This is a genomic window from Erythrobacter sp. AP23, assembly GCF_001542855.1.
In the GTDB taxonomy this organism is placed as follows: Bacteria; Pseudomonadota; Alphaproteobacteria; order Sphingomonadales; family Sphingomonadaceae; genus Qipengyuania.
The window spans coordinates 274,540-298,385 of the sequence record NZ_LNBY01000001.1 but is presented as its reverse complement, the minus strand read 5'-3'; the positions used below and the strand labels follow the sequence as shown (position 1 = coordinate 298,385).

The 23,846-nt window shown below is 63.7% G+C and carries 30 protein-coding genes; 16 read left to right on the top strand and 14 right to left on the bottom strand.

Translation table 11 applies throughout. The annotated features are described in order from the left end of the window. Positions 1-2 precede the first annotated feature (2 nt). The 3 genes from ASS64_RS01415 to ASS64_RS01405 are packed head-to-tail and all read left to right on the top strand — an operon-like array spanning position 3 to position 1,428. Complete coding sequence (locus tag ASS64_RS01415) at positions 3-242, top strand: hypothetical protein (RefSeq protein WP_198147611.1); 240 nt, start codon at positions 3-5, stop codon at positions 240-242. Then, positions 243-713: a transcriptional regulator NrdR gene (nrdR, locus tag ASS64_RS01410; protein ID WP_067688681.1), complete on the top strand. Its 471-nt coding sequence runs from the start codon at positions 243-245 to the stop codon at positions 711-713. It abuts the gene before it with no gap. Continuing rightward, positions 700-1,428, top strand: coding sequence for an RNA methyltransferase (locus tag ASS64_RS01405; RefSeq protein WP_067688678.1), 729 nt, complete (start codon positions 700-702; stop codon positions 1,426-1,428). The genes nrdR and ASS64_RS01405 overlap by 14 nt, the downstream gene beginning before the upstream one ends. Here ASS64_RS01405 and ASS64_RS01400 read toward each other — a convergent pair. After that, the gene (locus tag ASS64_RS01400; RefSeq protein ID WP_067688675.1) at positions 1,418-1,729 is read right to left on the bottom strand and encodes a chorismate mutase; all 312 of its coding nucleotides are present in this window, start codon (positions 1,727-1,729) and stop codon (positions 1,418-1,420) included. The genes ASS64_RS01405 and ASS64_RS01400 overlap by 11 nt on opposite strands. A 205-nt stretch (positions 1,730-1,934) precedes the next feature. On the opposite strand from ASS64_RS01400, the gene rpsD reads away from it, so the two are divergent. After that, entirely contained in the window at positions 1,935-2,549 is a 615-nt protein-coding gene (gene rpsD / locus ASS64_RS01395) for a 30S ribosomal protein S4 (RefSeq protein ID WP_067690276.1), read from the top strand. Positions 2,550-2,628: 79 nt separating this feature from the next. Here rpsD and ASS64_RS01390 read toward each other — a convergent pair whose 3' ends face one another. The 6 genes from ASS64_RS01390 to ASS64_RS01365 form a co-directional block, all read right to left on the bottom strand. Beyond that, the gene (locus ASS64_RS01390; RefSeq protein WP_083508106.1) at positions 2,629-3,390 is read right to left on the bottom strand and encodes a M50 family metallopeptidase; all 762 of its coding nucleotides are present in this window, start codon (positions 3,388-3,390) and stop codon (positions 2,629-2,631) included. Between the two features lie 26 nt (positions 3,391-3,416). Next, a complete protein-coding gene (gene tgt / locus ASS64_RS01385; RefSeq protein WP_067688672.1) occupies positions 3,417-4,541 on the bottom strand; it encodes a tRNA guanosine(34) transglycosylase Tgt in 1,125 nt (374 codons plus the stop codon). Positions 4,542-4,543: 2 nt separating this feature from the next. Next, positions 4,544-5,476, bottom strand: a complete 933-nt coding sequence (locus ASS64_RS01380) for a YdiY family protein (RefSeq protein WP_083508105.1) — start codon at positions 5,474-5,476, stop codon at positions 4,544-4,546. Positions 5,477-5,547: 71 nt separating this feature from the next. Further along, a complete protein-coding gene (locus ASS64_RS01375; protein WP_067688666.1) occupies positions 5,548-6,312 on the bottom strand; it encodes an ABC transporter permease in 765 nt (254 codons plus the stop codon). Next, a complete protein-coding gene (locus tag ASS64_RS01370; RefSeq protein ID WP_067688661.1) occupies positions 6,309-7,250 on the bottom strand; it encodes an ABC transporter ATP-binding protein in 942 nt (313 codons plus the stop codon). Before ASS64_RS01370 ends, ASS64_RS01375 begins: the two co-directional genes overlap by 4 nt. 6 nt (positions 7,251-7,256) lie before the next feature. Further along, positions 7,257-8,687: a carotenoid oxygenase family protein gene (locus ASS64_RS01365; protein ID WP_067688657.1), complete on the bottom strand. Its 1,431-nt coding sequence runs from the start codon at positions 8,685-8,687 to the stop codon at positions 7,257-7,259. Between the two features lie 45 nt (positions 8,688-8,732). On the opposite strand from ASS64_RS01365, the gene ASS64_RS01360 reads away from it, so the two are divergent. Then, complete coding sequence (locus ASS64_RS01360) at positions 8,733-9,299, top strand: TetR/AcrR family transcriptional regulator (RefSeq protein ID WP_067688654.1); 567 nt, start codon at positions 8,733-8,735, stop codon at positions 9,297-9,299. On the opposite strand, the gene queA is transcribed toward ASS64_RS01360, so the two are convergent. From queA to ASS64_RS01335, 5 genes are all read right to left on the bottom strand, one after another. Further along, positions 9,300-10,328: a tRNA preQ1(34) S-adenosylmethionine ribosyltransferase-isomerase QueA gene (queA, locus tag ASS64_RS01355; protein WP_067688651.1), complete on the bottom strand. Its 1,029-nt coding sequence runs from the start codon at positions 10,326-10,328 to the stop codon at positions 9,300-9,302. 41 nt (positions 10,329-10,369) lie between these two features. Further along, the gene (locus tag ASS64_RS01350; RefSeq protein WP_067690271.1) at positions 10,370-11,041 is read right to left on the bottom strand and encodes a peptidylprolyl isomerase; all 672 of its coding nucleotides are present in this window, start codon (positions 11,039-11,041) and stop codon (positions 10,370-10,372) included. A gap of 83 nt (positions 11,042-11,124) precedes the next feature. Next, on the bottom strand, positions 11,125-11,634 hold the full coding sequence (gene coaD, locus ASS64_RS01345) for a pantetheine-phosphate adenylyltransferase (protein WP_067688648.1): 510 nt from the start codon (positions 11,632-11,634) through the stop codon (positions 11,125-11,127). Next, on the bottom strand, positions 11,634-12,524 hold the full coding sequence (locus tag ASS64_RS01340) for a polyprenyl synthetase family protein (RefSeq protein WP_067690269.1): 891 nt from the start codon (positions 12,522-12,524) through the stop codon (positions 11,634-11,636). Before ASS64_RS01340 ends, coaD begins: the two co-directional genes overlap by 1 nt. 14 nt (positions 12,525-12,538) lie before the next feature. Next, positions 12,539-12,796: an exodeoxyribonuclease VII small subunit gene (locus tag ASS64_RS01335; RefSeq protein ID WP_067688645.1), complete on the bottom strand. Its 258-nt coding sequence runs from the start codon at positions 12,794-12,796 to the stop codon at positions 12,539-12,541. A gap of 63 nt (positions 12,797-12,859) precedes the next feature. On the opposite strand from ASS64_RS01335, the gene ASS64_RS01330 reads away from it, so the two are divergent. The 7 genes from ASS64_RS01330 (at position 12,860) to ASS64_RS01300 (ending at position 18,279) form a co-directional block, all read left to right on the top strand. Then, the gene (locus tag ASS64_RS01330) at positions 12,860-13,255 is read left to right on the top strand and encodes a DUF2177 family protein (RefSeq protein ID WP_067688642.1); all 396 of its coding nucleotides are present in this window, start codon (positions 12,860-12,862) and stop codon (positions 13,253-13,255) included. A gap of 3 nt (positions 13,256-13,258) precedes the next feature. Beyond that, positions 13,259-13,939 (top strand): hypothetical protein, encoded by a 681-nt coding sequence (locus ASS64_RS01325; protein WP_067688640.1) that lies wholly within the window; start codon positions 13,259-13,261, stop codon positions 13,937-13,939. A gap of 10 nt (positions 13,940-13,949) precedes the next feature. After that, positions 13,950-16,196: a phosphoribosylformylglycinamidine synthase subunit PurL gene (gene purL, locus ASS64_RS01320; protein WP_067688638.1), complete on the top strand. Its 2,247-nt coding sequence runs from the start codon at positions 13,950-13,952 to the stop codon at positions 16,194-16,196. Beyond that, on the top strand, positions 16,193-16,612 hold the full coding sequence (locus ASS64_RS01315) for a GFA family protein (protein ID WP_157075045.1): 420 nt from the start codon (positions 16,193-16,195) through the stop codon (positions 16,610-16,612). The genes purL and ASS64_RS01315 overlap by 4 nt, the downstream gene beginning before the upstream one ends. 90 nt (positions 16,613-16,702) lie before the next feature. Further along, positions 16,703-17,110, top strand: coding sequence for a DUF3052 family protein (locus ASS64_RS01310; RefSeq protein WP_067690266.1), 408 nt, complete (start codon positions 16,703-16,705; stop codon positions 17,108-17,110). Positions 17,111-17,190: 80 nt separating this feature from the next. Beyond that, positions 17,191-17,568: an argininosuccinate lyase gene (locus ASS64_RS01305; protein WP_157075044.1), complete on the top strand. Its 378-nt coding sequence runs from the start codon at positions 17,191-17,193 to the stop codon at positions 17,566-17,568. 39 nt (positions 17,569-17,607) lie between these two features. Next, a complete protein-coding gene (locus ASS64_RS01300) occupies positions 17,608-18,279 on the top strand; it encodes a nitroreductase family protein (protein WP_067688629.1) in 672 nt (223 codons plus the stop codon). 85 nt (positions 18,280-18,364) lie between these two features. Here ASS64_RS01300 and ASS64_RS01295 read toward each other — a convergent pair whose 3' ends face one another. Both ASS64_RS01295 and serB read right to left on the bottom strand, forming a co-directional pair. Further along, positions 18,365-19,210 carry a Coq4 family protein gene (locus tag ASS64_RS01295; RefSeq protein WP_234002280.1) on the bottom strand — a complete coding sequence of 282 codons (846 nt, stop codon included), beginning with the start codon at positions 19,208-19,210 and terminating at the stop codon, positions 18,365-18,367. Positions 19,211-19,267: 57 nt separating this feature from the next. After that, on the bottom strand, positions 19,268-20,164 hold the full coding sequence (gene serB, locus ASS64_RS01290; RefSeq protein WP_067688626.1) for a phosphoserine phosphatase SerB: 897 nt from the start codon (positions 20,162-20,164) through the stop codon (positions 19,268-19,270). On the opposite strand from serB, the gene miaA reads away from it, so the two are divergent. From miaA to ilvN, 4 genes are all read left to right on the top strand, one after another. Beyond that, positions 20,157-21,110: a tRNA (adenosine(37)-N6)-dimethylallyltransferase MiaA gene (gene miaA, locus ASS64_RS01285; RefSeq protein WP_067688623.1), complete on the top strand. Its 954-nt coding sequence runs from the start codon at positions 20,157-20,159 to the stop codon at positions 21,108-21,110. The two genes, serB and miaA, sit on opposite strands and share 8 nt — an antisense overlap. Before the next feature lie 108 nt (positions 21,111-21,218). Then, entirely contained in the window at positions 21,219-22,970 is a 1,752-nt protein-coding gene (ilvB, locus tag ASS64_RS01280; RefSeq protein ID WP_067688620.1) for a biosynthetic-type acetolactate synthase large subunit, read from the top strand. Further along, positions 22,970-23,269: a hypothetical protein gene (locus tag ASS64_RS01275; RefSeq protein ID WP_067688617.1), complete on the top strand. Its 300-nt coding sequence runs from the start codon at positions 22,970-22,972 to the stop codon at positions 23,267-23,269. Before ilvB ends, ASS64_RS01275 begins: the two co-directional genes overlap by 1 nt. Further along, positions 23,266-23,781: an acetolactate synthase small subunit gene (gene ilvN, locus ASS64_RS01270; protein ID WP_067688612.1), complete on the top strand. Its 516-nt coding sequence runs from the start codon at positions 23,266-23,268 to the stop codon at positions 23,779-23,781. The genes ASS64_RS01275 and ilvN overlap by 4 nt, the downstream gene beginning before the upstream one ends. The last annotated feature ends 65 nt before the right edge of the window (positions 23,782-23,846 follow it).

The window sequence follows — 23,846 nt, the reverse complement described above, 5'->3', positions numbered from 1 at the left end:
CGATGGACGACAAGGAACCCCAGGGGCACGAAAACCGGTATCAGGATCACGATCTGGTTTCCGACGCCGGTGACGAAATCAAGGGCATGGCCAAGCAGGGTCTCAACCATCCGTCTACCAAGCCGGTTCTGACCGGTGCCGCAGTCGGTGCGATCGCGGGCGGCATCCTGCCGGTCGTGACCTGGCCCATCGGCCTCGTCGCGGGCGCGGGCTTCATGCTGTACAAGCGCCTCCGACCGTAAATGCGCTGCCCATTCTGTGCCCATGACGACAGCCAGGTAAAGGACAGTCGTCCCACCGAGGATTCGACCTCGATCCGCCGCCGCCGCCAATGTTCGAGCTGCGGCGCACGTTTCACGACCTTCGAACGCGTGCAGCTGCGCGAGGTGACCGTGGTCAAGTCGGGCGACCGTCGCCAGCCCTTCGATCGCAGCAAGCTCGAGCAGTCGATTTCGCTCGCCTGCCGTAAGCGCGACGTGCCGCAGGAACGCATCGACCAACTCGTATCGGGCATCCAGCGGCAGGTCGAAACTGCCGGCGAAGCGGAAGTGCCGTCGCAACGCATCGGCGAGATGGTGATGGATGGGCTCAAGGGTCTCGACAGCGTCGCCTATATCCGCTTCGCCAGCGTATATCGGGATTTCAGCGAGGCGCGCGATTTCGAGGAATTCGCCAGCACCGTCCATGAAGCGGCCGCCAATGAGCGAGGCTGACACCCGCAAGCCGATCGTGGTGCTGGTCCGCCCGCAACTGGGCGAGAATATCGGCAAGGCTGCGCGCGCGATGCTCAATTTCGGCCTGACCGAAATGCGGCTGGTCGAGCCGCGCGACGGCTGGCCCAACCCTTCCGCGGGGCCGGCAGCATCGGGCGCCGATACCGTGCTCGAACGCGCGCGGGTCTATGCCTCGACCGCCGAAGCGGTCGCCGATTGCGCGCATGTCTACGCCACCACGGTCCGCAAGCGCGGCGTGACGAAACCGGTCGTCACGCCCGAGGAAGCGAGCCGCGAGATGGCAGGGGCGCAAGGGCGCAGCGCGATCCTGTTCGGCCCCGAACGCTCGGGGCTGGAAACCGAGGACGTGGCGTTGGCCCGCGCGATCCTAACCGTCCCGATCAATCCCGAATTCGGCTCGCTCAATCTCGCCCAGGCGGTGATCCTGTGCGCCTATGAATGGTCGAAGCACGAGGCGTTGGTGCAGCCCACGCAGGAAGAGCTGCTGCCCCCCGCGCCGCAGGAGGACCTCGACGGGCTCATCGCCCATCTTGAGGCGATGCTCGAGCCAAAGGGTTATTTCCGACCCGAGTCCCGCGCCGAAGCCACGAGACGCACCTTACGCGGTGTGTTGACCAAACCGGGCTGGAACCACCTCGAAGTACGCACCCTGCGCGGTGTGCTGTCCTCGCTCCAGCGCGAGCCTAAGTTCTGATCCGATCCCATTCGACCAGTTCGTAGGCGATCGAGGTCTCGACGAGCTCTTCCCAGATCTTCACAATCCCGTCCGCAGGAAGTCCCCTGCCCTCCGCATCCGCACGGGCGTTGGCGATAACCTCCGCCTTGCGCCCTTCGTCGCGCACCACGCTGCGGTCGGTCTTGATCCGGGCGGCGGCCCGCATGTAGCCGAAACGGCGGTCGAGCAGTTCCATCAGCTCGCGGTCGGTGGTATCCACCCCAACACGCACTTCGGTCATGTTCGTGCAGTCTTCAGGCAGTTTGAATTCGTCACTCATGGCACTGCGCCCTGCCGCGCTTGAACCCGCTTGTCGAGCGCCTATGTTACCGCTTGACGCGCTGCACGATATTGCTAGGAGCGCGCCTTCGCGAATTGGCTCCGCACCCCGGTGAAGCGGAAGCCGCGCTGATCGACGATCAGCGGTGCTATGCCGGGTTGGATGGTCACCGATGGGGTGGCCCAGCAAATTGAAGGAAATATCTATGACGAAGCGCACCCGCGCCAAGTACAAGCTCGACCGCCGGATGGGTGAAAACATCTGGGGTCGCCCGAACTCCCCGGTCAACAAGCGTTCCTACGGCCCCGGCCAGCACGGCCAGCGCCGCAAGGGCAAGATGAGCGACTTCGGTCTGCAGCTGCGCGCCAAGCAGAAGCTCAAGGGCTATTACGGCGACGTCACCGAGAAGCAGTTCAAGCGCACCTACCAGGAAGCCTCGCGCATGAAGGGCGACACCGGCCAGAACCTGATCGGCCTGCTCGAACAGCGCCTCGATATGGTCGTATATCGCGCCAAGTTCGCGCCGACCATTTTTGCCGCCCGCCAGATCGTGAGCCACGGCCACATCTACCTCAACGGCGTGAAGACCAACATCGCCTCGGCCCGCGTGAAGGTCGGCGATGTCGTCAGCCTCGGTAGCAAGGCGAAGGAAATGGCGCTGGTCATCGAAGCGCAGAGCCTGCCCGAGCGCGACATTCCCGACTACGTCGCGCCCGACGGCAACGACAAGGTGACCTTCACCCGCGTGCCGAAGCTCGACGAAGTGCCCTATCCGGTCACCATGGAACCGAACCTCGTGGTCGAGTTCTACTCGCGCTAATAAGCCGCAAGGAAAGCGAGATTGAAAAAAGGGCGGTCCCTAGCGGGGCCGCCCTTTTCGCATAGCGGTATGGCGGGCGTCAGTAGCGACTCGCGATCTGCAGGGATTTCCAGACCATCGCGACGATGGCGACGGTGATCGCCCCGCCCCAGAACCAGTAGGGCAGGAACAACGCATCGGCGATCCGCCCCGTGTCCGAGAGGACCAGATGTCCCCCGACATAACCGCCCGGGCTGAACAGGTAGCCAAGGTCCTGGTAGACGCTCACCGCTCCTTGCACGCCGAGAAATTCGACCGCGATCCGCTGCCATTTCTCGTTTCCGCGCAGCGCTATGTAAAGCGAGACGACCGCAATCGCCGGCAGCACGATCCATCCGACGATCGACCGGACCCAGATCAGCGTGGAAACTGCAAGCGCCGCCCCCAGAGCCAGCAACACCCACCGGGTAGCGCGTCGCGAACGGGAGGCGATGATCATCAGGCACCCGGCGATCGTCGGACCGAGCAGTCCGGTGGCAGCCACGATCGCCTGCCCGATACCCCACATGCGGCCCGAATACTCGGCAAATCCCGAACCGTTTGCGTAGATCACGAGCCGTTCGAAATCGGCGCCCAGCGCGACCGCTGCAAGCCCGTGCGCCATTTCGTGAAACCACGTTGCCAACAGCGTAAACGGCAGGAGGGCGAGCGTTCCGATTTCGGTCTGCCAGGCGATGATCGTCAGCACCGCGATGGCGACGATATAGCTCTGCTCGCGTTGGATCGTAGGTTTCACTTCGTCCTCCGCGTAGGGTAGGCCCCACTTGGCGGGCACGACGAGCGACTGGGTGTTTTTCTCCATGTCCGGCAGACTATATCCGTCCTGCCTTAACGCAAGTAATCCATGCGAAAATCGTTTGCGAAAGCCGAAAAGCGACCTTCGCGGATGGCATCGCGCATGGCCTGCATCAATTGCTGGTAAAAGGCGATATTGTGCTCGGTCATCAGCATCGCCCCGAGGATTTCCTGCGATTTGACCAGGTGGTGCAGGTAGGCACGCGTGTAGGTCCCGCAGGTGTCGCAGGCGCAGCGGCTGTCGAGCGGCTCCTGGTCTTCGGCAAACCGCGCATTGCGCAGGTTGATGGGGCCGTTCCAGGTAAACGCCTGCCCGTTCCGGCCCGAGCGGCTAGGCAGCACGCAGTCGAACATGTCGACGCCGCGCTCAACCGCGCCGACGAGGTCGTCCGGCTTGCCCACCCCCATGAGGTAGCGCGGGCGATCTTGGGGTAGCTGACCGGGAGCGAAATCGAGCGTGGCGAACATCGCCTCCTGCCCCTCGCCCACGGCGAGGCCGCCGATCGCATAGCCGTCGAAACCGATCTCGGTCAGCTTCTCGGCGCTGATCCGGCGCAGTTCCTCGTCGAGCGCCCCCTGTTGGATGCCGAACAGGGCGGAGCTCTCCGCATGCTCGCCGCCCATATCGAAACCGTCGCGACTGCGCCTGGCCCAGCGCATCGACATTTCCATGCTCGCCGCGATTTCGTCGCGCGGACGGTCAGCGCGCGGGCATTCGTCGAAGGCCATCACGATATCGCTGCCGAGAAGTCGCTGGATCTCCATGCTGCGCTCGGGCGTAAGCATGTGTTTCGACCCATCGATATGGCTGCGAAACTCGACCCCCTTCTCGGTCAGCTTTCGCAAGTCCGACAGGCTCATCACCTGGTAACCGCCACTGTCGGTCAGGATCGGCCGGTTCCAGTTCATGAACTTGTGCAGGCCGCCGAGCTTGGCCACGCGCTCGGCCCCGGGACGCAGCATCAGGTGGTAGGTGTTGCCGAGGATGATGTCCGCGCCGGTCTTGCGCACGGTTTCGGGTTTCATCGCCTTGACCGTGGCGGCCGTCCCGACGGGCATGAAGGCAGGCGTTCGAATATCGCCGCGCAGCATCTCGATCCGTCCGGTGCGCGCGGCACCGTCGGTCGCATCGATGGTGAAGCTGAAACGTTCGGCCATGGTCAGAAGCCGTAGATAAGCGTTGCGCGGGTCAGCGTGTCGGTCGACACCTTCCCGGCCGGCGGGTTGCTGTCGTAATCGAGCTGGTAGGACATACGCGCACGCAGACGGTCGCTGACCTGGAAGTTCAGTCCGGTCACCAGGTTGACCGTCGTGTTGGCGCTGTCGATCAGGACCACGGCTTCGCCGCCTGTCTCGGCGACGGCGCTCGCATCCTGGGTCAGCGTCAGCCGTTCGAAGATTCTCCAGTCGAAATCGAACCCGGCAAGCGCGGCGATCCGGCTGTCGTTGCGACCGTCGGTGAACTCGGTGACCCGATAGGCGGGGCCGGCCTTGACCGAGAGGCTCAAACTGTTGTTGTCGAGGACCTGGTAACCGAGGCCGCCGGATATGGCGTAGCGCGCATCGACCCCCTGGATCTGATCGCGCTCGAATTGGGTGAGCCCATAGGCGAACACGCTTTCGTCGAATTGCCAGCGTGGCTCATAGGACAGGAAGAGCTGTTCCCGGCTGGTAACGCCGTTCTGTCTCTGGAAGTCGAAGCGAGCGCGCAGGCGATGCGACCAGTCGATCCCCTCTCGCTTGAGTTTGAGGCCTGCGGTGACGCCGACCGTGTCGCTGTTGCCGCTGGACTGGAAGCCGCCAAGCTCGCCCTCGCCCTTCCACATCTCGAACAGGCCGGCGCTGCGGATCGCCTGCTCCTTTGCCTCCGCAGCGGCTGCCTGTTTCGCTGCAAGCGCGGTCTGGAATGCGCCCGCGATTTCCTCGATCTCCGCCGTGTCATCGGGCCAGGTCGCGCGCGCAAGATCGAGCACGGTCTTCACCTTGGCTTCGTCGCCGGTCGCTATCGCGGCGTCGATCATCGCCTGCGCGCCTTCGGGAAGCTCGGCCTGTGCAGGCACGGCGGCACCGGCCAGCAGGAGCGGGAAAAGCATCGGGATCAATCGCATGCCGCGCGCCTAGCCTCTTGTCGGCCCGCTCGCCAGTCCGCAATCGAATGCAAGCCTTACGCGCGCAGGCGCCACCCGGTCTTGAAGATATAGCCGATCACGCCGACGCAGAAGGCCAGGAAGCCCAATGTGATGCCGAAGCTAAGCCAGATATCGACATCGCTGCTGCCATAGAAGGTCCAGCGAAGTCCGCTGACCAGATAGACGATCGGATTGGCCAGAGCGATCGTGTCCCACGGCTCGGGTAGCATGTCGATCGAGTAGAAGGTCCCGCCCAGAAAAGTGAGCGGGGTGAGGAACAGCATCGGAATGATGCCCAGTTTCTCGAAATTGTCGGCCCAAATGCCGAGGATGAAGCCGAACAGGCTGAAAGCCGCCGCGACCAGCATGATGTAGAATACCGCCAGCAGCGGATGCGCGATCGAATAATCGACGAACAGGCGCGCGGTCAGCAGGATGATCGTGGCGAGGATGAGGCTCTTGGTCATCGCCGCACCGACGAAGCCGATCAGCGTTTCCGCCACGCCAACGGGGGCGCTGAGCAGTTCGTAAATCGTGCCCGTGAAACGCGGCATGTAGATTCCGAAGCTCGAATTGCTGGTTGTCTCGCCCAGCAAGGTGAGCATCAGCAGGCCGGGAATGATGAAGGCGCCGTACTCGACCCCGCCGAGGTCGGGCATGCGATTTCCGATCGCCGCGCCGAAAACGATGAAATAGAGCGACGTCGTCAGCACCGGCGCGAGTACCGACTGAAAGGCGGTGCGCAGAAAACGCATCAACTCGCGCGTGTAGATCGACCAGGTGGAGCGCCAGGAGATCATGCCGCGCCCTCCCCCTCGCCCAGCAGCGACACGAAGATCTCTTCGAGGCTGCTCTCGCGCGTGTCGATGCCGGTGTAATCGATCCCGGCGGCGATCAGTGCCTTGGTCAGATCGGCAACCTCCGACTTGCCCAGTCCGGTCCCATCGCCTCCCCGATAGCACAGCGAGGTGCCGCCCTGTTCCAGTTCGACGGGAAAGCGCCCGATTTCGGGTGGCAGCCCCACCAGCGGCTTGGCCAGCGTGATATGCGCCTCGGTCCGGCCAAGCCGCTTCATCATGGCTTCTTTCTCGTCCACCATCAGCAGCTTGCCGCGATTGATGATCCCGACGCGGTCGGCCATCATTTCGGCCTCTTCGATGTAATGCGTTGTCAGAATGATAGTGACGCCGCGTTCGCGCATTTCGTCGATGATCGCCCACATGCCCTTGCGCAGTTCGACGTCGACGCCCGCGGTGGGCTCGTCGAGAAAAAGCAGGTCGGGTTCATGCGCGAGTGCCTTGGCGATCAGCACGCGGCGCTTCATCCCGCCGGACAGCGCCATGATCCGCTCGTCGCGCTTGTCCCACAGGCTCAGGGATCGCAGGATCTCCTCGATCCGCTCCCGGTCCGGTGCCAGCCCGAACAGCCCGCGCGAATAGCTTACCGCGCGGTGGACCGGCTCGAACATATCCGTGCTGAGTTCCTGCGGGACGAGGCCGATCCGGCTTCGCGCCTTGCGCCAGTCGCCCGCCATGTCGTGGCCGAAGGCGCGGATCGTGCCCGATGTCGGCCGCACCAGTCCGCAGACCGCGCCGATCAGCGTGGTTTTGCCCGCGCCATTGGGCCCGAGCAGCGCGAAAATTTCCCCCTTGCGAATGGTTAGATCGACGTCATCGAGCGCTTTCAGCCCGCCGGGATAGACCTTCGACAGGCCGGAAAGTTCGAGAATCGAATCCACGCGCTCCTAGCTAGCGGCGATCCAGTTGCCGTGGAACCCCGGGGGGATCACATGCGGGAGATGGACCGCCGCAATCAGTTCGAGGCTGGTCGCATCGAGGATTTCGAGCGCACTGGCGCCTTGATTGCGGTCGATGACGTAGCCCATCACCCACCCATCGCCTTCGGGCGCATCCAGGCTGCGCGGCGCGAACACGAATTCGCCGGGAATGCGCCCCTCGCCGAAATCGCGCTGCACGCGCTTTCCCGTTTCGAGGTCGTGGCGGTAAAGCGGCATGGGCGCGACGAATTCAAGGTCGCCATCCTCGGGCAGGCCGGTCACCCAGAGATAGCGATAGGCGCGCGTGAAGAAGCGTTCGTCCGGGCGAGGAAACTCCTGGCCCGAAGGATCGATCGTCTTGCGCTCGACCTTTCCGCCCTTTCCGTCGAGCGTCCAGCGTTCCAGCCCGAGCGACTTTCCATATGGTCCCGGCATGTCGCCATCGAAAATGGTCTGGTAGGCGCACAGGTCGATCACCACGCGGCCATTTGTATCTTCGAAGCTGTTGCCGACATGGAAGACATAGGCCGGATCGACGGCATGCCAGACGATGTCCTCGCTCGACCCGCCACGCGGCAGCAAGCCGACGCGGGCCTCGTGCTCGCGGTTCCAACGATAGGGGAACTTGTAGCCGGCCAGCAGCGCCGAGACCGAAAATGTCACCGGCAGGTCGAGGATCACAACGTAGTTCTCGGTCAGGGCGCAATCGTGGATCGAGGGACCGTTGCGCACCGGGATGGCGGTTTCGCGCTGGACCGTGCCGTCGGCGGCCATGACAACATGGCGGATCGTGTCCTGCGAGGTCGCCTCGTAGCAGATCGCGTGGAATTCGCCGGTCGCAGGGCATTGGTGCGGATGCGCCGTGAAGGAGCCGGTCAGCCCGCCGCCGAAGTCGGAATAGGCGACCGATTCGAGATTGCCATCGAGCTCGACCGGAAAGCTGCTCGCTTCGACCAGGGCCATGATCTTCCCGCCGATGTCGAGCACGTTGGTATTGACCGTATCGCCGAAGCCGCGACGCGGGCCGCCGACCGCGGGCGGGCCGCCCTTGCCTTCGAGTTCGCGCGAGCGGATGAACCGGTTGCGGTACCACTCGGCCTTGCCGTTCTTCAGCCGCACACCGTGGACCATCCCGTCACCGATGAACCAGTGGTGCCCCTTGGCGCCATCGCCGTAGGGATTGGGACCGATCCGGACATAGCGACCGTCGAGCTCCGGCGGGATGGTGCCGGTCACTTCGAGATCATCAAGCGTGAATTCCTCGGCGAGCGGCGTATGGACACCGCGCAGGAAAGGATTGGTGTCCGCGCCGGGCAGCCGCGCCCGATTGATCGTCGACACAGCCTGGATCGCGGGAGTGACTGCCTTGCGGATGGTTTTCTCGATGACGCTTGCCATGACCGACTCGCTCCGGTTAAAGTAAACACTGTAAACATAGAGGTCATGGTAACAGTGTCAACATCGCCTGCCGCCTACCATCACGGGAACCTGCGCGACGCGCTGCTGGCCGCTGGGCTGCAGGCGCTCGAAGGGCCCGGGGGCAAAGCCCCCTCGTTGCGCGAACTGGCGCGCGCAGTGGGTGTTTCGCCGACGGCCGTCTATCGCCACTTTCCCGACAAGCACGCGCTCGACAAGGCGCTGGCGAGAGAGGGACTGAAGCTGCTCGGCAACGAGCAGGCGGTCGCCGCGAAGGAGGCAGGGGGCGGCGCTGCGGGATTTGCCGCGACGGGCCGTACCTACGTGCGCTTCGCGCTCGCCCATCCCGCGCTTTTCCGCCTGATGTTCACGCAGGGCCATCCGGTCGGCGATGGCGAAGCGCCCGACGAGGCGCGCGCGCTGCTGACCGCCAATACGCAGGCGCTGGCAAGCGATCCGGAACGCGCGGAGCTTCTCGCTCTCCAGGCATGGTCGATCGCGCATGGCATCGCCATGCTCATGCTCGACGGGCGGATTCCAGCCGATGATGCGCTGATCGAGCGAATGCTCGATACCAAGAGCGTGTTCCCCTGATCAGGGCAGCAGCAGCGAGGAATCGCCGTAGCTGTAGAAGCGATACTCATTCGCGATGGCATAGTCGTAAGCGGCCATCATCCGTTCGCGGGTCATCAAGGCACTGACCAGCATCATCAACGTCGATTTGGGCAGGTGGAAATTGGTCATCAACCCGTCGACCGCGCGGAATGAATAGCCGGGCGTGATGAAGATATCGGTGTCGCCCGCAAAGGGCCGGATAACGCCATCTTCGCCCGTCGCGCTCTCGAGCAGGCGCAGACTGGTCGTGCCGACCGCGATCACCCTGCCCCCGGCCTTGCGCGCGGCATTGAGGCAGTCGGCGACATCGGGCTCTATCCGGCCCCATTCGGCATGCATCGCATGATCGTCGGTATCCTCGGCCTTGACCGGAAGGAAGGTTCCCGCGCCCACATGCAGCGTCAGCGTTTCGCGCGCGATCCCCGCCGCATCGAGCGCAGCGATCAGTTCGGGCGTGAAATGCAGCGCGGCGGTCGGCGCGGCGACCGCACCGTCTTCCTGAGCGAACATGGTCTGGTAGTCCTCGCGATCCTGCTCGTCGGTCGCGCGCTTGCCCGCGATATAGGGCGGCAGCGGCATCCGCCCCGCGCGTTCGAGCAGCACCTCGACCGGCTCGTCGCCTTCGAAGAAGAGCACGAAGCTGCCATCGGCGAGCCGTTCTTCGGCAATCGCCGTTACTCCCCCGCCGAATTCCGCGACGTCGCCGATCCGCAGGCGCTTGGCATTGCGCACGAAAGCCTGCCATCGGCGCAAATCGATCCGCTTGTGCAATGTCGCGCCGATCTTCGCCTCGCCCCGGCGCCCCTCGAGCTGCGCAGGAATGACGCGCGTGTCGTTGAAGACGAGCACGTCGCCGGCACGCAGCAGCTGCGGCAGGTCGCGCACGCCGCAATCTTCGAACGGGCCCTCGCCCCGCACCACCAGCATACGCGCGGCATCGCGCGGGCGCGCCGGACGCAGCGCGATGCGTTCGGGCGGAAGTTCGAAATCGAAAAGGTCGACTTTCATGGCCAGCGCCGCTTAGGGACGCGGCCCGAAAGGCGCAATTGCTATTCCTGGATCGGTGCGTTCAGATCGTCGACGCTGATCTCGTCGGCCACGCGCGGTGCGGTATTGACCGGCACCGGCTTGTTGTCCGCCGCGATCGACGCCTGGACGATACGCGTCGGATTTGCAGGCGGCTCGCCGCGCTGGATCGCGTCCACCGCCGCCATGTTCGAAATCACCCGCCCGAAATTGGTATAGGTATTGTCGAGGTTGAAGCGGGGGTAGAAGACGATGAAGAACTGGCTGTTCGCACTGTCGGGGCTGGCCGCACGGGCCATCGACACCGTACCGCGGACATGCGGCATGCGGTGAAATTCCTCCGCGATATCCGGCAGCTCGGACCCGCCGGTTCCGGTGCCCGTCGGATCGCCGGTCTGCGCCATGAACCCATCGATGACGCGGTGGAAAATCACGCCGTCGTAAAAACCCTGGCGGGTGAGCGTCTTGATCCGCTCGACATGGTTGGGCGCCCAATCGGGTTTCAGCCGGATCGCCACCCGTTCGCCATTCGACAGATCGAGCAGTAGAATGTTCTCGAGATCTTCGTTCACATTGAAATTGACCGGCGTGAACACGCGGGTCTCGGCGGTCGCGGTCTCATCCTGCGCCTGGGCGGCGAAGGGCGTCGCGGCAAACGTAAGCGCGGCAGCAAGGGCAAGCGAAGTCTTGAGCATCGTCATTCCGTAGCAATGTCCTGGATTGCGGACCCTCTAGCGAGGCGTGACTGTCCGTTCAATGAATAGGTTAGGCGTGGCTCTCAGCCCCCGCGCCGACCGATTTTCTCGACCCGCGCTTCGACATCGGCGCGCACCGCGGGCGTCACGAATTTCTCGATCGGCCCGCCATAGAGGGCGATTTCCTTGACCAGGCGGCTGGCGATGGGCTGGAGTTCGACATCGGCCATGAGAAACACGGTCTCGATCTTGTCGTTGAGCTGCCGGTTCATGCCGGTCAGCTGATATTCGTACTCGAAATCGGTGACGCCGCGAATGCCGCGAATGACGATCCCGGCGTTCATGCGCTCGGCGAAATCCATCAGCAGCGAATTGAAGCCGACCACGCGTATGCTGTCAGAGGCTACGCCGGCGACCTCGCGCTCGACCATCGCGATGCGTTCGTCATCGTCGAACATGGGCGATTTGGCGATATTTGTGGTAACGCCGATGATCAGCTCGTCGACGAGCTTCGCACCGCGCTCGATAATATCCATATGGCCGAGCGTTATGGGGTCGAACGTGCCCGGGTAGATTCCGATGCGCTTGGCCATCAATGATCCCTCTTCACGATGAAATGCGCGAGATCGACAAGCAGGCGCGCGTCTTCACCATGTCCGGCCAGGTGCCGTCCCGCCTGCTCGACAAGCATGGTTGCCTGCGAGCGGGCCTGCTCGACCCCCATGAGAGTGACGAATGTCTGCTTGCCCTGCCCCTCGTCCTTGCGCAGCGCCTTGCCGGCCTTCTCTTCGTCGCCTTCCACATCGAGCAGATCGTCGGCGATCTGAAAGGCAAGCCCGATGTCGCGGGCATAGGCGCGCAGATGCGTCCGCCCTTCGGGGGGCACGCGTCCAAGCACTGCGCCCATTTCGACACTTGCCGCCAAGAGCGCACCGGTCTTGAGTTGCTGCAGGCGTGTGATCTGGCGCAGGTCATAGTGCTGTTCTTCGGACACGATGTCCATCATCTGTCCGCCGGCCATGCCGTCATGACCGCTGGCGCGCGCGAGGGTCGCAACGAGTTCGGCGCGCACGAAGGGGTCGGTGCTGGTATCGGGCTGGGTCAGGATGTCGAAGGCGAGCGCATGCAGGCAATCGCCCGCCAGGACCGCGGTCGCCTCGTCGAAGGCCTTGTGGAGCGTGGGCTTACCATGCCGCAGCTCGTCGTCGTCCATGCAAGGCAGATCGTCATGGATCAACGAATAGGCATGGATCGCCTCTACCGCGCAGCCCGCATTGATCGCGGCATCGCGATTGACACCGAACAGGTCCGCCGTCGCCGCGAGCAGCAGCGGACGCACGCGCTTGCCACCGCCGATTGCCGCGTAGCGCATGGCTTCTACCAACCTGGCCCTGGTATCCTGCGGCACCGGGAGGAAAGCGTCGAATGCGCTGTCGATCTCGCCCTGAATCCGTTCGAAGGCCTCGCCAAGCAAGTCGGGCATAGCCGCCACGACCGTCACGCGTTGCCGTCCGCATCGAAGGGCTCGGTGCGCGCGGGCTTGCCATCGGCCCCAGCAACGATTTTCTCGATCCGCGCCTGCGCGGTATCGAGCCGCGCCTGGCATGCCTTGCGCAGCTGTTCACCGCGTTCGTAAAGGTCGATGCTTTCATCGAGCGGGACGTCGCCGCTTTCGAGCCGCCGGACGACGCTTTCGAGTTCGCGTAACGCCTGCTCGAAACTCAGGTCGGAAATTTGTGACTGATCCTCTGCCATCGCGGGCCAGCATTGACGGCCCGCCTGCGTGCGGTCAAGTAAGCCCCAGAGGGGGACGCGATTATGACGTGGATTGTCGCAGCGATCGCCGCTGCACTGGTTTTCGGGGCACTCGATGCGGTCTGGCTGAGCTGGGCGGGACCCAATTTCTACCGGCCCAGGCTAGGCGATATGCTGGCCGACAGTTTTCGCATGGCACCCGCGCTGGTGTTCTACGCCGCCTATATCGCCGCCATAGTCTGGTTCGCCGTGCGCCCCGGCCTTGCAAATGGCCTTGGCACCGCCGCGCTCAACGGCGCGCTGCTCGGCGCGATCTGCTATGCGACCTACGACTTGACCAACCAGGCGACTTTGCGGACCTGGTCGACCACGGTCACGATTACCGACATCGCCTGGGGCGCCTTCGCCACTGCCGTAGCGGCGAGCGCGGCGACATATGCCGCCGAGAGGTTCGCATAGCCGATGTTCATCGGCCACTTCGCCCCTGCCCTTCTGGCCCGCGGAGTCACTGACGAAGCGCCACGGCTCGGGGTTTTGTTCATTGGCGCACAACTCGTCGACTGGGCGTTCTTCGCGCTGGCGATCATCGGGATCGAAAGGATGCGCGTCGTTCCCGGTATTACCGAAATGAATGCGTTCGACCTGTACCACATGCCCTATACGCACAGCCTGCTCGGCACCGCATGCTGGGCACTGGCATTCGCCGCGGTGGTTTGGTTCCTCTCGCGTAATGTCGTCGCGGCGACCTGGGGCGGAATCGTGGTGCTCAGCCACTGGCTGCTCGACCTGTTGACCCATCGGCCGGACCTTACCATCGCGGGCGGCGAAGCGCGCTACGGTCTCGGCCTGTGGAACCTGCCTTCGATAGCGATGCCGCTCGAGATCGGCATCGTCCTGCTGGCCTACTGGTTCTACATCAGCCGCACCAAGGGCCCGCTGATCCCGCCGCTGATCCTGCTCTCGGCGATGCTGCTCTTCCAGGCGATCGACTGGTTCGGCCCACAACCCGTGCGGTCGGGATTCGGCCTGTACTTCGTCGGCATGCTCGCCTTCGCCTTTTTGACCGCACTTGCCTTCTGGGTGCATTCGACGCGGTGGCACAAAAACAAGGTGGGACTGGCGGTGCCGACCGTGCGGCGCTAAGCGCGCGCGCATGGCAACTGTCGAATCCGCAATCACCCCCGAGGTCGTCGCACAGCACGGCCTCAGCCCCGAGGAATACGAACGCGTCCTGCACGCGCTGGGCCGCGAGCCCAATCTTGTCGAGCTGGGCATTTTCTCGGTCATGTGGTCCGAGCATTGCAGCTACAAGAGCTCGCGCCTCCACCTGAAGAAACTGCCGACCGAGGCGCCGTGGGTGATCTGCGGTCCGGGCGAGAATGCGGGCGTGATCGACATCGGCGACGGGCAGGCCGCCATCTTCAAGATGGAGAGCCACAACCACCCGAGCTACATCGAACCCTACCAGGGTGCGGCGACGGGCGTCGGCGGCATCCTGCGCGACGTCTTCACCATGGGCGCGCGACCGGTCGCCAACGCCAACGCGCTGCGCTTCGGGCGGCCCGACCACCCCAAGATGCAGCATCTGGTCAAAGGCGTGGTTTCGGGCATCGGCGGCTACGGCAATTGCGTCGGCGTGCCGACCGTGGCGGGCGAGACCAATTTCCATCCCGCCTATGACGGCAATATCCTCGTCAATGCGATGACGGTGGGCGTCGCCGATGCCGACAAGATCTTCTATTCGGCCGCGACCGGGGTCGGGAACCCGATCGTCTATGTCGGTTCCAAGACCGGACGCGACGGAATCCATGGCGCGACCATGGCGTCTGCCGATTTCGAGGAAGATGCCGACGCGAAGCGCCCGACGGTGCAGGTGGGCGACCCTTTCACCGAGAAGCTCCTGATCGAGGCCTGCCTCGAGCTGATGGCGACCGATGCGATCGTTGCGATCCAGGACATGGGCGCGGCGGGGCTGACATCGTCCTCGGTCGAAATGGCGACCAATGGCAAGGCGGGCATCCGGCTCGACATGAACAAGGTCCCCTGCCGCGAAGAGGGCATGACGCCCTACGAGATGATGCTGAGCGAGAGCCAGGAGCGGATGCTCATGGTGCTCAAGCCCGGCAAGGAAGAGATGGCCGCAGCCATCTTCGAGAAGTGGGAACTCGATTTCGCGGTCATCGGCGAAGTCACCGACACGCAGCACATGGTGCTCGAATTCGGCGGCGAGGTCGTGTGCGACATCCCGCTCGGCCCGCTCGCGGCCGATGCGCCCGAATACGACCGCCCCTACCTCTCGAAGGAAGACTACACCGCCTGGGCCGGTATCAAACCGATGGCCGAGCGACCGGACACCGACGATGTTGGCGGCGATTTGATGAAGCTGCTCGCTTCGCCGAACCTGTCCTCGCGCAAATGGATTTCGGAGCAGTACGACAGCCAGGTCGGCGCGGACACGCTCCAGACCGGCGCCGATGCGGGCGTGGTCCGTGTGCACGGCACCAAGAAGGCGCTGGCGATCAGCACCGATTGCACCCCGCGCTATGTCCATGCCGATCCCTATGAAGGCGGCAAGCAGGCGATTGCCGAGGCCTATCGGAACCTGTGCGCGGTCGGCGCGCGTCCGCTGGCGGTGACCAACTGCCTCAATTTCGCCAATCCGCAGCGCCCGGAAATCATGGCGCAGTTCGTTCATGCTCTCGAAGGCATGGGCCGCGCCTGCCGTGTGCTCGACTTCCCGATCGTGAGCGGCAACGTCAGCCTCTATAACGAAAGCAAGGCGACCGGCGGCGGCTCGGCCATCCTGCCAACGCCCGCCATTGGGGGTGTCGGCCTGATTGACGATTACGATCGCATGATGACGATGCCGTTCAAGGCCGAGGGCGAGGCAATCTACCTCATCCACGCCGAGGAATGGGCCACCGCCGACCCGGAGCGTTCGCACCTCGGCAAATCGCTTTGGCTATCCGAAATTCACGGTCGCGACGAAGGTCGCACTCCACCGACAGACCTCACGGTCGAGAAGAACGCGGGCAAGATCGTCCTGCAGCTGATCGCCGACGGTCTCGTCAGCGCGGTGCACGACGTCTCAGACGGCGGTCTCGCCATCGCGCTTGCCGAAATGGCCATGGCCGGCGGCATTGGCGCCGATGTCGAGTGGAACGAGGAGTATTCGAAGGCTGCATGGTGGTTCGGTGAAGACCAGGGCCGCTATGTCGTGACCGTCCCCGATACGCAGGCGCTCAACGAGGCGCTCGCCAAGGGCACGGAGAACGACGAGACCGCCTCGATCGGCTTCCGCCGCATCGGCAAGACCGGCGGCAATACGCTGTTCGGCAAGTCGATCGACGAGATGCGCAGCGCCCACCGCAGCTTCTTCAGCGAGTGGATGGAGGCGTGACGACCCTCGAGGGCGGCTGTCATTGCGGCACGATCGCAGTGAAGCTTGAAACGCCCTCGAGCGTGGGTGCCATCACGCCGCGCATGTGCGGTTGCGGTTTCTGCCGCAAGCATCCCGCAAAATGGTTCGCAGATTCGCATGGACGCCTGACGCTGTCCTTCGCAGCCGAACCGACGCGCTATCGGTTCGGCACCAAAACTGCGGATTTCCTGCTCTGCGCCCAATGCGGCGTGATCGTCGCAGCAATCTGTACGATCGAGGATGCGGCATATGGGATTGTGAATCTCAATTGCTTCGAAAGGACTGGCGGGTGGCCGGAACCGGATGCTCTGAGCGATTTCGATGGCGAGGGTACGGGCGATCGTCTCGCGCGCCGCGCTCGCAACTGGATGCCGGTCACTTTGCCGAATATGTGATCGACGGAGGGTGAGCGCCCTCTGTCTTCATGGGATTCGCCTGATGGAATGGAGTCGACCAGATCCGGCGAATGGTTCAAGAGGCCTGGCATGACCGCTGGATATTCCGGAACACCGCTCGCCAAGAAGCTCAGCCTGCGCGACGGCCAGCGTGTATGGTTCGACAGCATGCCCGAAAGTGTGCAGGACGAGATCGGCGAATATGCACTCGAACTGACTTTTGTCGGCGGTCCCGAAGAAGGCCCCGACGCTGCGCATCTGTTTGTCACCGAGCGCGCAGATCTGGCGGCCAAGCTGGCCGTCCTGAAGGAGCATATGGCACGCGACGGCCATGTCTGGGTGAGCTGGCCCAAGCGGGCATCCAAGGTCCCGACCGATATTACCGAGGACACCATTCGCGATGTCGCTCTGCCGATGGGGCTGGTCGATACCAAGGTCTGCGCGGTCGACGAAGTCTGGTCGGGGCTGAAGCTGGTCATCCGCAAGGAACTGCGCTGAACCGATTCTCCTTTCCATATCGGCGGGTTCCGCCCTAGAGAGGTCTCAGGGTCGCGCTCGCCAGAAGGGGAGACGGCGACATGAGCAATCGGACATGGCTGGGACTTTGTGCAGGGGCCGCGCTGGCATTTACGGGCGCCACCGGGGCGCTCGCGCAGATGTACGAGAAGATCATGCTGGTGAATTCGACCGGCTATACGATCGCGCAGATCTACATCTCGCCCGCAACGTCGGATAGCTGGGAAGAAGATGTGCTCGACTGGGACGTGCTCGACGACGGGCAGCAGTTCGAGGTCGATTTCCGCCGCGCCGAGAATACCTGCGACTGGGATCTCAAGGTAGTCTACAGCGACGGTTCGGATGCGATCTGGCACGGGCTCGACCTGTGCGAGGACTGGCACTTCGAACTGTTCTACAATGCGCGAACCGGGGATACCCACCTGACCGCATCGAGCTAGGGGTCGAGACACTCGCAATCATGCGGTAGGAACAGTGTCATGCGCGATCATGAAACCGTTCCCTATTCGCTCCCCCGGATCCCGGACGAGGAAAGCATCGCCCGGGCGCAGGCCTTGCGCGACAGGCTCAAGCAGCGGCGCACCTGCCGCTATTTCTCGGACGAGCCGGTTCCGCGCGCCGTGATCGAGGCAGCGATCGAGGCTGCGGGAACGGCGCCCAACGGCGCCAACCACCAGCCCTGGCATTTCGCAGTGGTGTCATCGCCCGAAAAAAAACGTGCCCTACGCGAGGCGGCGGAAGAAGAGGAGCGCAATTTCTACGCCGGCAAGGCCAGCGAGGAATGGCTCGAGGCGCTGGCGCCGCTGGGGACCGACGAGGACAAGCCCTTCCTCGAAACCGCACCTTGGCTGATCGTCGTGTTCGCCCAGCGCAAGGGCGGCATCGAGGAAGACGGCAAGACGCAGAACTACTACGTCAACGAAAGCGTCGGCATCGCCTGCGGCATGTTGATCGCGACGCTGCACGAGGCGGGGCTCGCCACTTTGACCCACACACCCTCCCCCATGGGATTCCTACGCGAGCTGTGCGGGCGTCCCGATCATGAAAAACCCCTGATGGTTATTGTGGTCGGCCATCCCGCAGAGGGAGCGACCGTGCCCGCCCATGCGCTGAAGAAGAAGCCGCTGGAACAAATCGCCAGCTGGCTCTGAAATGCGGGACTGGCGGGGACGACAGAGGTCCATGCGGTTCCAATCTTCCTGAGATTCCCGCTTATGCGGGAAATTGCCCCTGACGTCAGGCCGCGGCCATCTCAGGCGCCTTGCGCGGGGCGAGAAGATCGTAGGGATCGATCCCTTCTTCGCGCCATACACGATGGCATTCGCGATAGAGATCCGGTTCGGGAATGTTCAGTTCGGCGCGCGCCTGCCGCAGATCCTTGCCCAGCAATTCGCGGATCGACAGCTCGACCAATGGCGGACAGGCCCGCCCGGTCCGATGGGCCTGGCGCACTGCTTTCATGACCGGCGCCTTGCTCTTGACCAGCTTCTTGAGATGCAGCGACCCGGCATAGCCCAGCAGTAAATGCCCCTGGCTGGGGCTCTGGCCGTGGGTGAACAGCAGCACGCATTGTTCGCCCAGCGCATCTCGGCCATAGCCGGTCAGCACATGCATGAGATCGTGCGTGTCGCGCTGGCGATAGCCAAACCACTGAATGAGATCGTCATAGGTCGGGCGCTGCGCCTTCTCCGACTCTTCTACCAGACCTGCCGCAGACAGGCCTTCGCGTTCCATAAAGTCGCAATAGGCATGTGCAACCGAGCCTTCCGGCAGCTGGCGCAGCGCTTCGTGATCGTCGAGGATCGGAGGAAGGAAGGGCTCGCTGGCACGGAGCGCCTCGCCATGCGGGCTCAGCGTCAGAGCGCGCACCCGGGGAATGAACTGGCCGGATGGCAACGCGTCATAGATCTTGAATACCTCGACCGTGTTCTCCTTGTCCTTCAACAGCTCGCGAAAGTGTTTGAACGCGGTCACCGGCCGATAGCGCGCCTTGGGGCGGCGCGGATGACGCAGCGGCGTTCCATCGCGAGCGGTTTCGAAGTCGGCGATGTCGAAGGCGCTGCTAGTCATGGGCTTGTTCATAGTGGGTAGGTCCTTAACAGAAACTCACCCTACAGGATTGGACAAGCGCGCCAAGTTTCACGCATTCGCGACCTCGTCGGTCCATTCGCTTTCCGGAATGCCGAGAAGTTTGAGGATCGACGTCAGGCTCTCCCCGGCGATGCGCCCGTTCGCGGCCTCGCGCGCCTTGGGCTTGGCCCGATAGGCAACGCCGTAATCCGCCGCCGCCATCATCGGGATGTCGTTGGCCCCGTCACCTGTGGCGAGCACGCGCGCGCCCTCGCCCAGTCGAGCACGTTCCTCCTGCAGCGTCGCAAGCTTGGTCGAGGCATCGCTGACTGGGCCGGCGAGCAGCCCGGTCAACGCTCCGCCTGTGACGGCAAGCCGATTGCCTACGACGCGTTCGAAGCCCAGCTGATCGGCCACCGGATCGGCGAAGTGGTGAAAACCGCCCGTCACCAACACGGTCCGACACCCCCGGTTGCGCAACGTCGCGACAAGCGTGCGGGCACCCGCCACCGGGCGGATGCGTTCGCCCAGACAGCGATCGATCGCACCTTCCTCCAGCCCCTCGAGCAGGCCCACTCGCTCCCTCAGCGCGCTTTCGAAATCGAGCTCGCCCTGCATGGCGCGCTCGGTTATTGCTGCAACCCTGTCCTTGATCCCGGCAAAATCGGCGAGCTCGTCGATGCATTCCTGCCCGATCATGGTCGAATCCATATCCGAGACAAATAGCCGTGGGACCTCGATCTCGTGGTCGGCCACCAGCAGGTCGCATTCTCCGAAATGCTCGATGAGCGTGGCGGTCAGCGCAGCATGATCGCCCTGCGGCAGCGAGAGCTGGAGCACGTCGCCGCAGAAATCGAGCATGCCTGCCATCGCCACCGGCATGTCCGCCGCGGCGCAGGCCTCCATCGCCGCGTCGAGCCGTGTTTCCACGCCGTCCATGTCTGCTATCAGCCGGGCGATGAGCACCAATATGTCTCCAGATTTGCAACCGGTCGCGCTCATTGCAGGGCCGACCGCTAGCGGCAAGAGCGATCTCGCGGTCCAGCTCGGACAGAGGCTCGGGCGCGATGGCCGGCGCGGTGTGGTGATCAATGCGGACAGCCAGCAAGTCTATCGCGACCTGCGCATCCTGTCCGCGCGCCCGACCGAAGAGGAAATGGGCGGGATCGCGCACCGCTTGTTCGGCACTTGGGACGGAGCCGAGGCGTGCTCGGCAGCGGAATGGGCGGAAGCCGCCAAGCGCGAAATTGCCGATGTGCATGCCACCGGAGGCGTGCCGATCCTGTGCGGCGGGACCGGGCTTTACATCCGCACGCTCCTCGATGGCATTGCGCCGGTACCCGAAATCGATCCGGATATCCGGGACAGCGTTCGCGCGCTCGGTCAGCCCGATGCGCGCGCGGCGCTGGAGCAAGAAGATCCCGCTGCCGCCGCCCGGCTCGCCCCGGCCGATGTTTCACGCACGACGCGGGCTCTCGAGGTGGTGCGTTCGACAGGAAGGACGCTGGCCGAATGGCAGGCCCTCAAGCGCGGCGGCATTGGGACCGCGATCGAATTGCACCCGCTGGTGCTCCTGCCGGAGCGTGAGTGGCTGTTCACGCGGTGCGATCTGCGCTTCGAACGCATGATGGATACCGGAGCGATCGAGGAAGTCGAAGCGATCGAGGCGCGCGGTCTCGATCCCTCGCTTCCCGTGATGCGCGCAATCGGTGTGCCCGAAATCCGCGGCTTTATCCAAGGCAATCTATCGCGTGCGCAAGCTATCGCTGCTGGCCAGACGGCCACGCGTCAGTACGCCAAGCGGCAGTATACCTGGTTCCGCAACCAACCGCCGGAGGCGTGGCCGCGCGCTGATAACAAAACTATCGTGGAGTGCGATTATTTTGTTTCTTTGTTTCACTCAGGTGGTTGACCACGCAATCTATCGGGCGTATTCGGGAACCAGTCGGCCCGGCGCTCCAGACCCCAGCGCCGGGCCGATTTGTTTCTCTCAAATGCCCGAAACGGGTCGGAGGGTGGAGTGAGTACCGAGCGCAGCGGCGCCGCAATCCTGATCGAATGCCTCAAGCGGCAGGGTGTCGAATTCGTTTTCGGCTATCCCGGCGGTGCGGTGCTGCCGATCTACGATGAACTCTTCGCCGACGATGACATCCGCCACATCCTCGTTCGCCACGAAGCGGGCGCAGCGCATGCCGCGGAGGGCTATGCCCGCTCGACGGGCAAGCCCGGCGTGGTGCTGGTCACCAGTGGCCCGGGCGCAACCAATGCGGTCACGGGCATTGCCGATGCCTATATGGATTCGATTCCGCTGGTGGTGATCACCGGCCAGGTGCCGACCGCGCTCATCGGGACCGATGCGTTCCAGGAAGCCGACACGGTCGGCCTGACGCGCCACTGCACCAAGCACAACTATCTCGTGAAAGATCCCGAGCGGCTCGGCGCGACGATCGAGGAGGCCTTTCGCATCGCCACGACGGGCCGCCCCGGCCCGGTTGTCGTCGATATCCCGAAGGACGTGCAGATCGCGCTGGCGAGCTGGGATTCGCAGGACGACACACCCCTGCCCTCGCATCGCTACCAGCCCCGCATGGTCGGCGCGGCGGACGAAATCGCCGAGGCCGTGGACATGCTCGCCAAGGCCGAGCGTCCGGTGCTCTACACCGGTGGCGGGGTCATCAATGCAGGGCCCAGAGCAAGCGAATTGCTTCGCCAAATCCAGAACATGACCGGCACGCCCGTCACCAGCACGCTGATGGGCCTCGGCGCCTTTCCCGCCGACCATCCCGACTGGCTCGGGATGCTCGGCATGCACGGCACTTTCGAAGCCAATATGGCGATGAACCGCGCCGACCTGATCGTGGCGATCGGGGCGCGGTTCGACGATCGCGTTACCGGCCGCCTCGATGCCTTCGCTCCGCAGGCGAAGAAAATCCACATCGACATCGACCGCGCGAGCATCAACAAGATCGTGCCGGTAGATCTCGGCATCGTCGGCGACTGCGCGCATGTGCTTGAACAGCTCGTGGAAGCCTGGGGCGGTCGAAAGCCTCAAGACCTCTCGGAATGGAAGGCCCGCATCCTCGGCTGGAAGGCGCGCGACTGCCTTGCCTATCCCGAACGCGGCGGCGATCTTATCATGCCGCAAAAGAGCGTCGAACGGCTGTTCGCACTGACGAAAGACCGCGATCCGATCATCACCACCGAAGTCGGCCAGCACCAGATGTGGGCGGCGCAGTATTTCGGCTTCATGGGCCCGAACAAGTGGCTCACCAGCGGCGGCCTCGGCACGATGGGTTACGGACTGCCCGCAGCCATCGGCGCTCAGCTGGGCAATCCCGACAGCCTGGTGATCGACATTGCAGGCGAGGCCAGCATCCAGATGAACATCCAGGAACTCGGCACAGCGAGCCAGTACCGCCTGCCGGTCAAGATATTCATCCTCAACAACGAATACATGGGCATGGTCCGCCAGTGGCAGGAGCTTACCTATGAGAGCCGCTATTCGAACAGCTATTCGGACAGCCTGCCCGATTTCGTGAAGCTCGCCGAAGCCTATGGCTGGAAGGGAATCCGGATCGAGGACGATAGCCAGCTCGACGTCGGAATCGAGGCGATGCTCGCGCATGACGGCCCGGTGATGGTCGATTGCCAGGTCGCGAAGGAAGCCAACTGCTTTCCGATGATCCCGAGCGGCGCGGCGCATACCGACATGTTGCTCTACGGCGACCAGGTTGGCGGCACTATGGACGACGAAGCGAAGGCGCTGGTGTGATGGGTATGGAGCAGAGAATCCCGCCGCAGTTTGCGGATCGCGCGGAACGCCGAGTGTGGTTCACGCGCGAGGACGCCGAAAGGCTGCTCGACTGGATCGAGGACAGCGGCCAACGGTTCTTGGGCATGGATGTCGCGCAGAAGCAGGAGGGCGATGCCTGGATCCTTCTGCCCGACAGCCTCGACCTCAGTCGCCAGACCGAGAATTTCGAAGCCGTGCGCCGCGGTCGCGATTTTCTCCGTGAGTACGACGGCGAAGGTCGCATGTTCGAGCCCGTGTGGCAGGACCGAAAGAAATGAAGATCGCGCAGCAGGCCGAAGAACGGCATGTCCTCAATGTCATCGTCGACAACGAGGCGGGCATTCTCGCGAAGATCGCCGGGCTGTTCACGGCGCGTGGCTACAATATCGACAGCCTGACGGTGGCCGACATATCCGAAGACCACGCGATCAGCCGCATCACGATCGTGACGCGCGGGCCGGAGCCCGTGATCGACCAGATCCGCGCCCAACTCGAACGGCTTGTACCCGTGCACAAGGTCATCGACCTGACCGAGGAAGGCGCGCATGTCGAACGCGAGCTCGCACTGGTGAAAGTCGCCGGCAAAGGCGACAACCGAGTCGAGGCACTGCGCATCGCCGAACTGTTCCGTGCCAATGTGGTCGACACCACGACGCAAAGCTTCGTTTTCGAGATTACCGGCTCGCCGGACAAGATCGCAAGTTTCATCGCCCTGATGCGCGAACTCGGCCTCGTCGAGGTCGGCCGCTCGGGGATCGTGGGAATGATGCGCGGGGTAGGCGCGGAGTAGGACATTTCGCCGCTCGCCATACCCGCAAGGGCGGGGTTCCCGCTTAACCATTGCGGCAGAGCGAC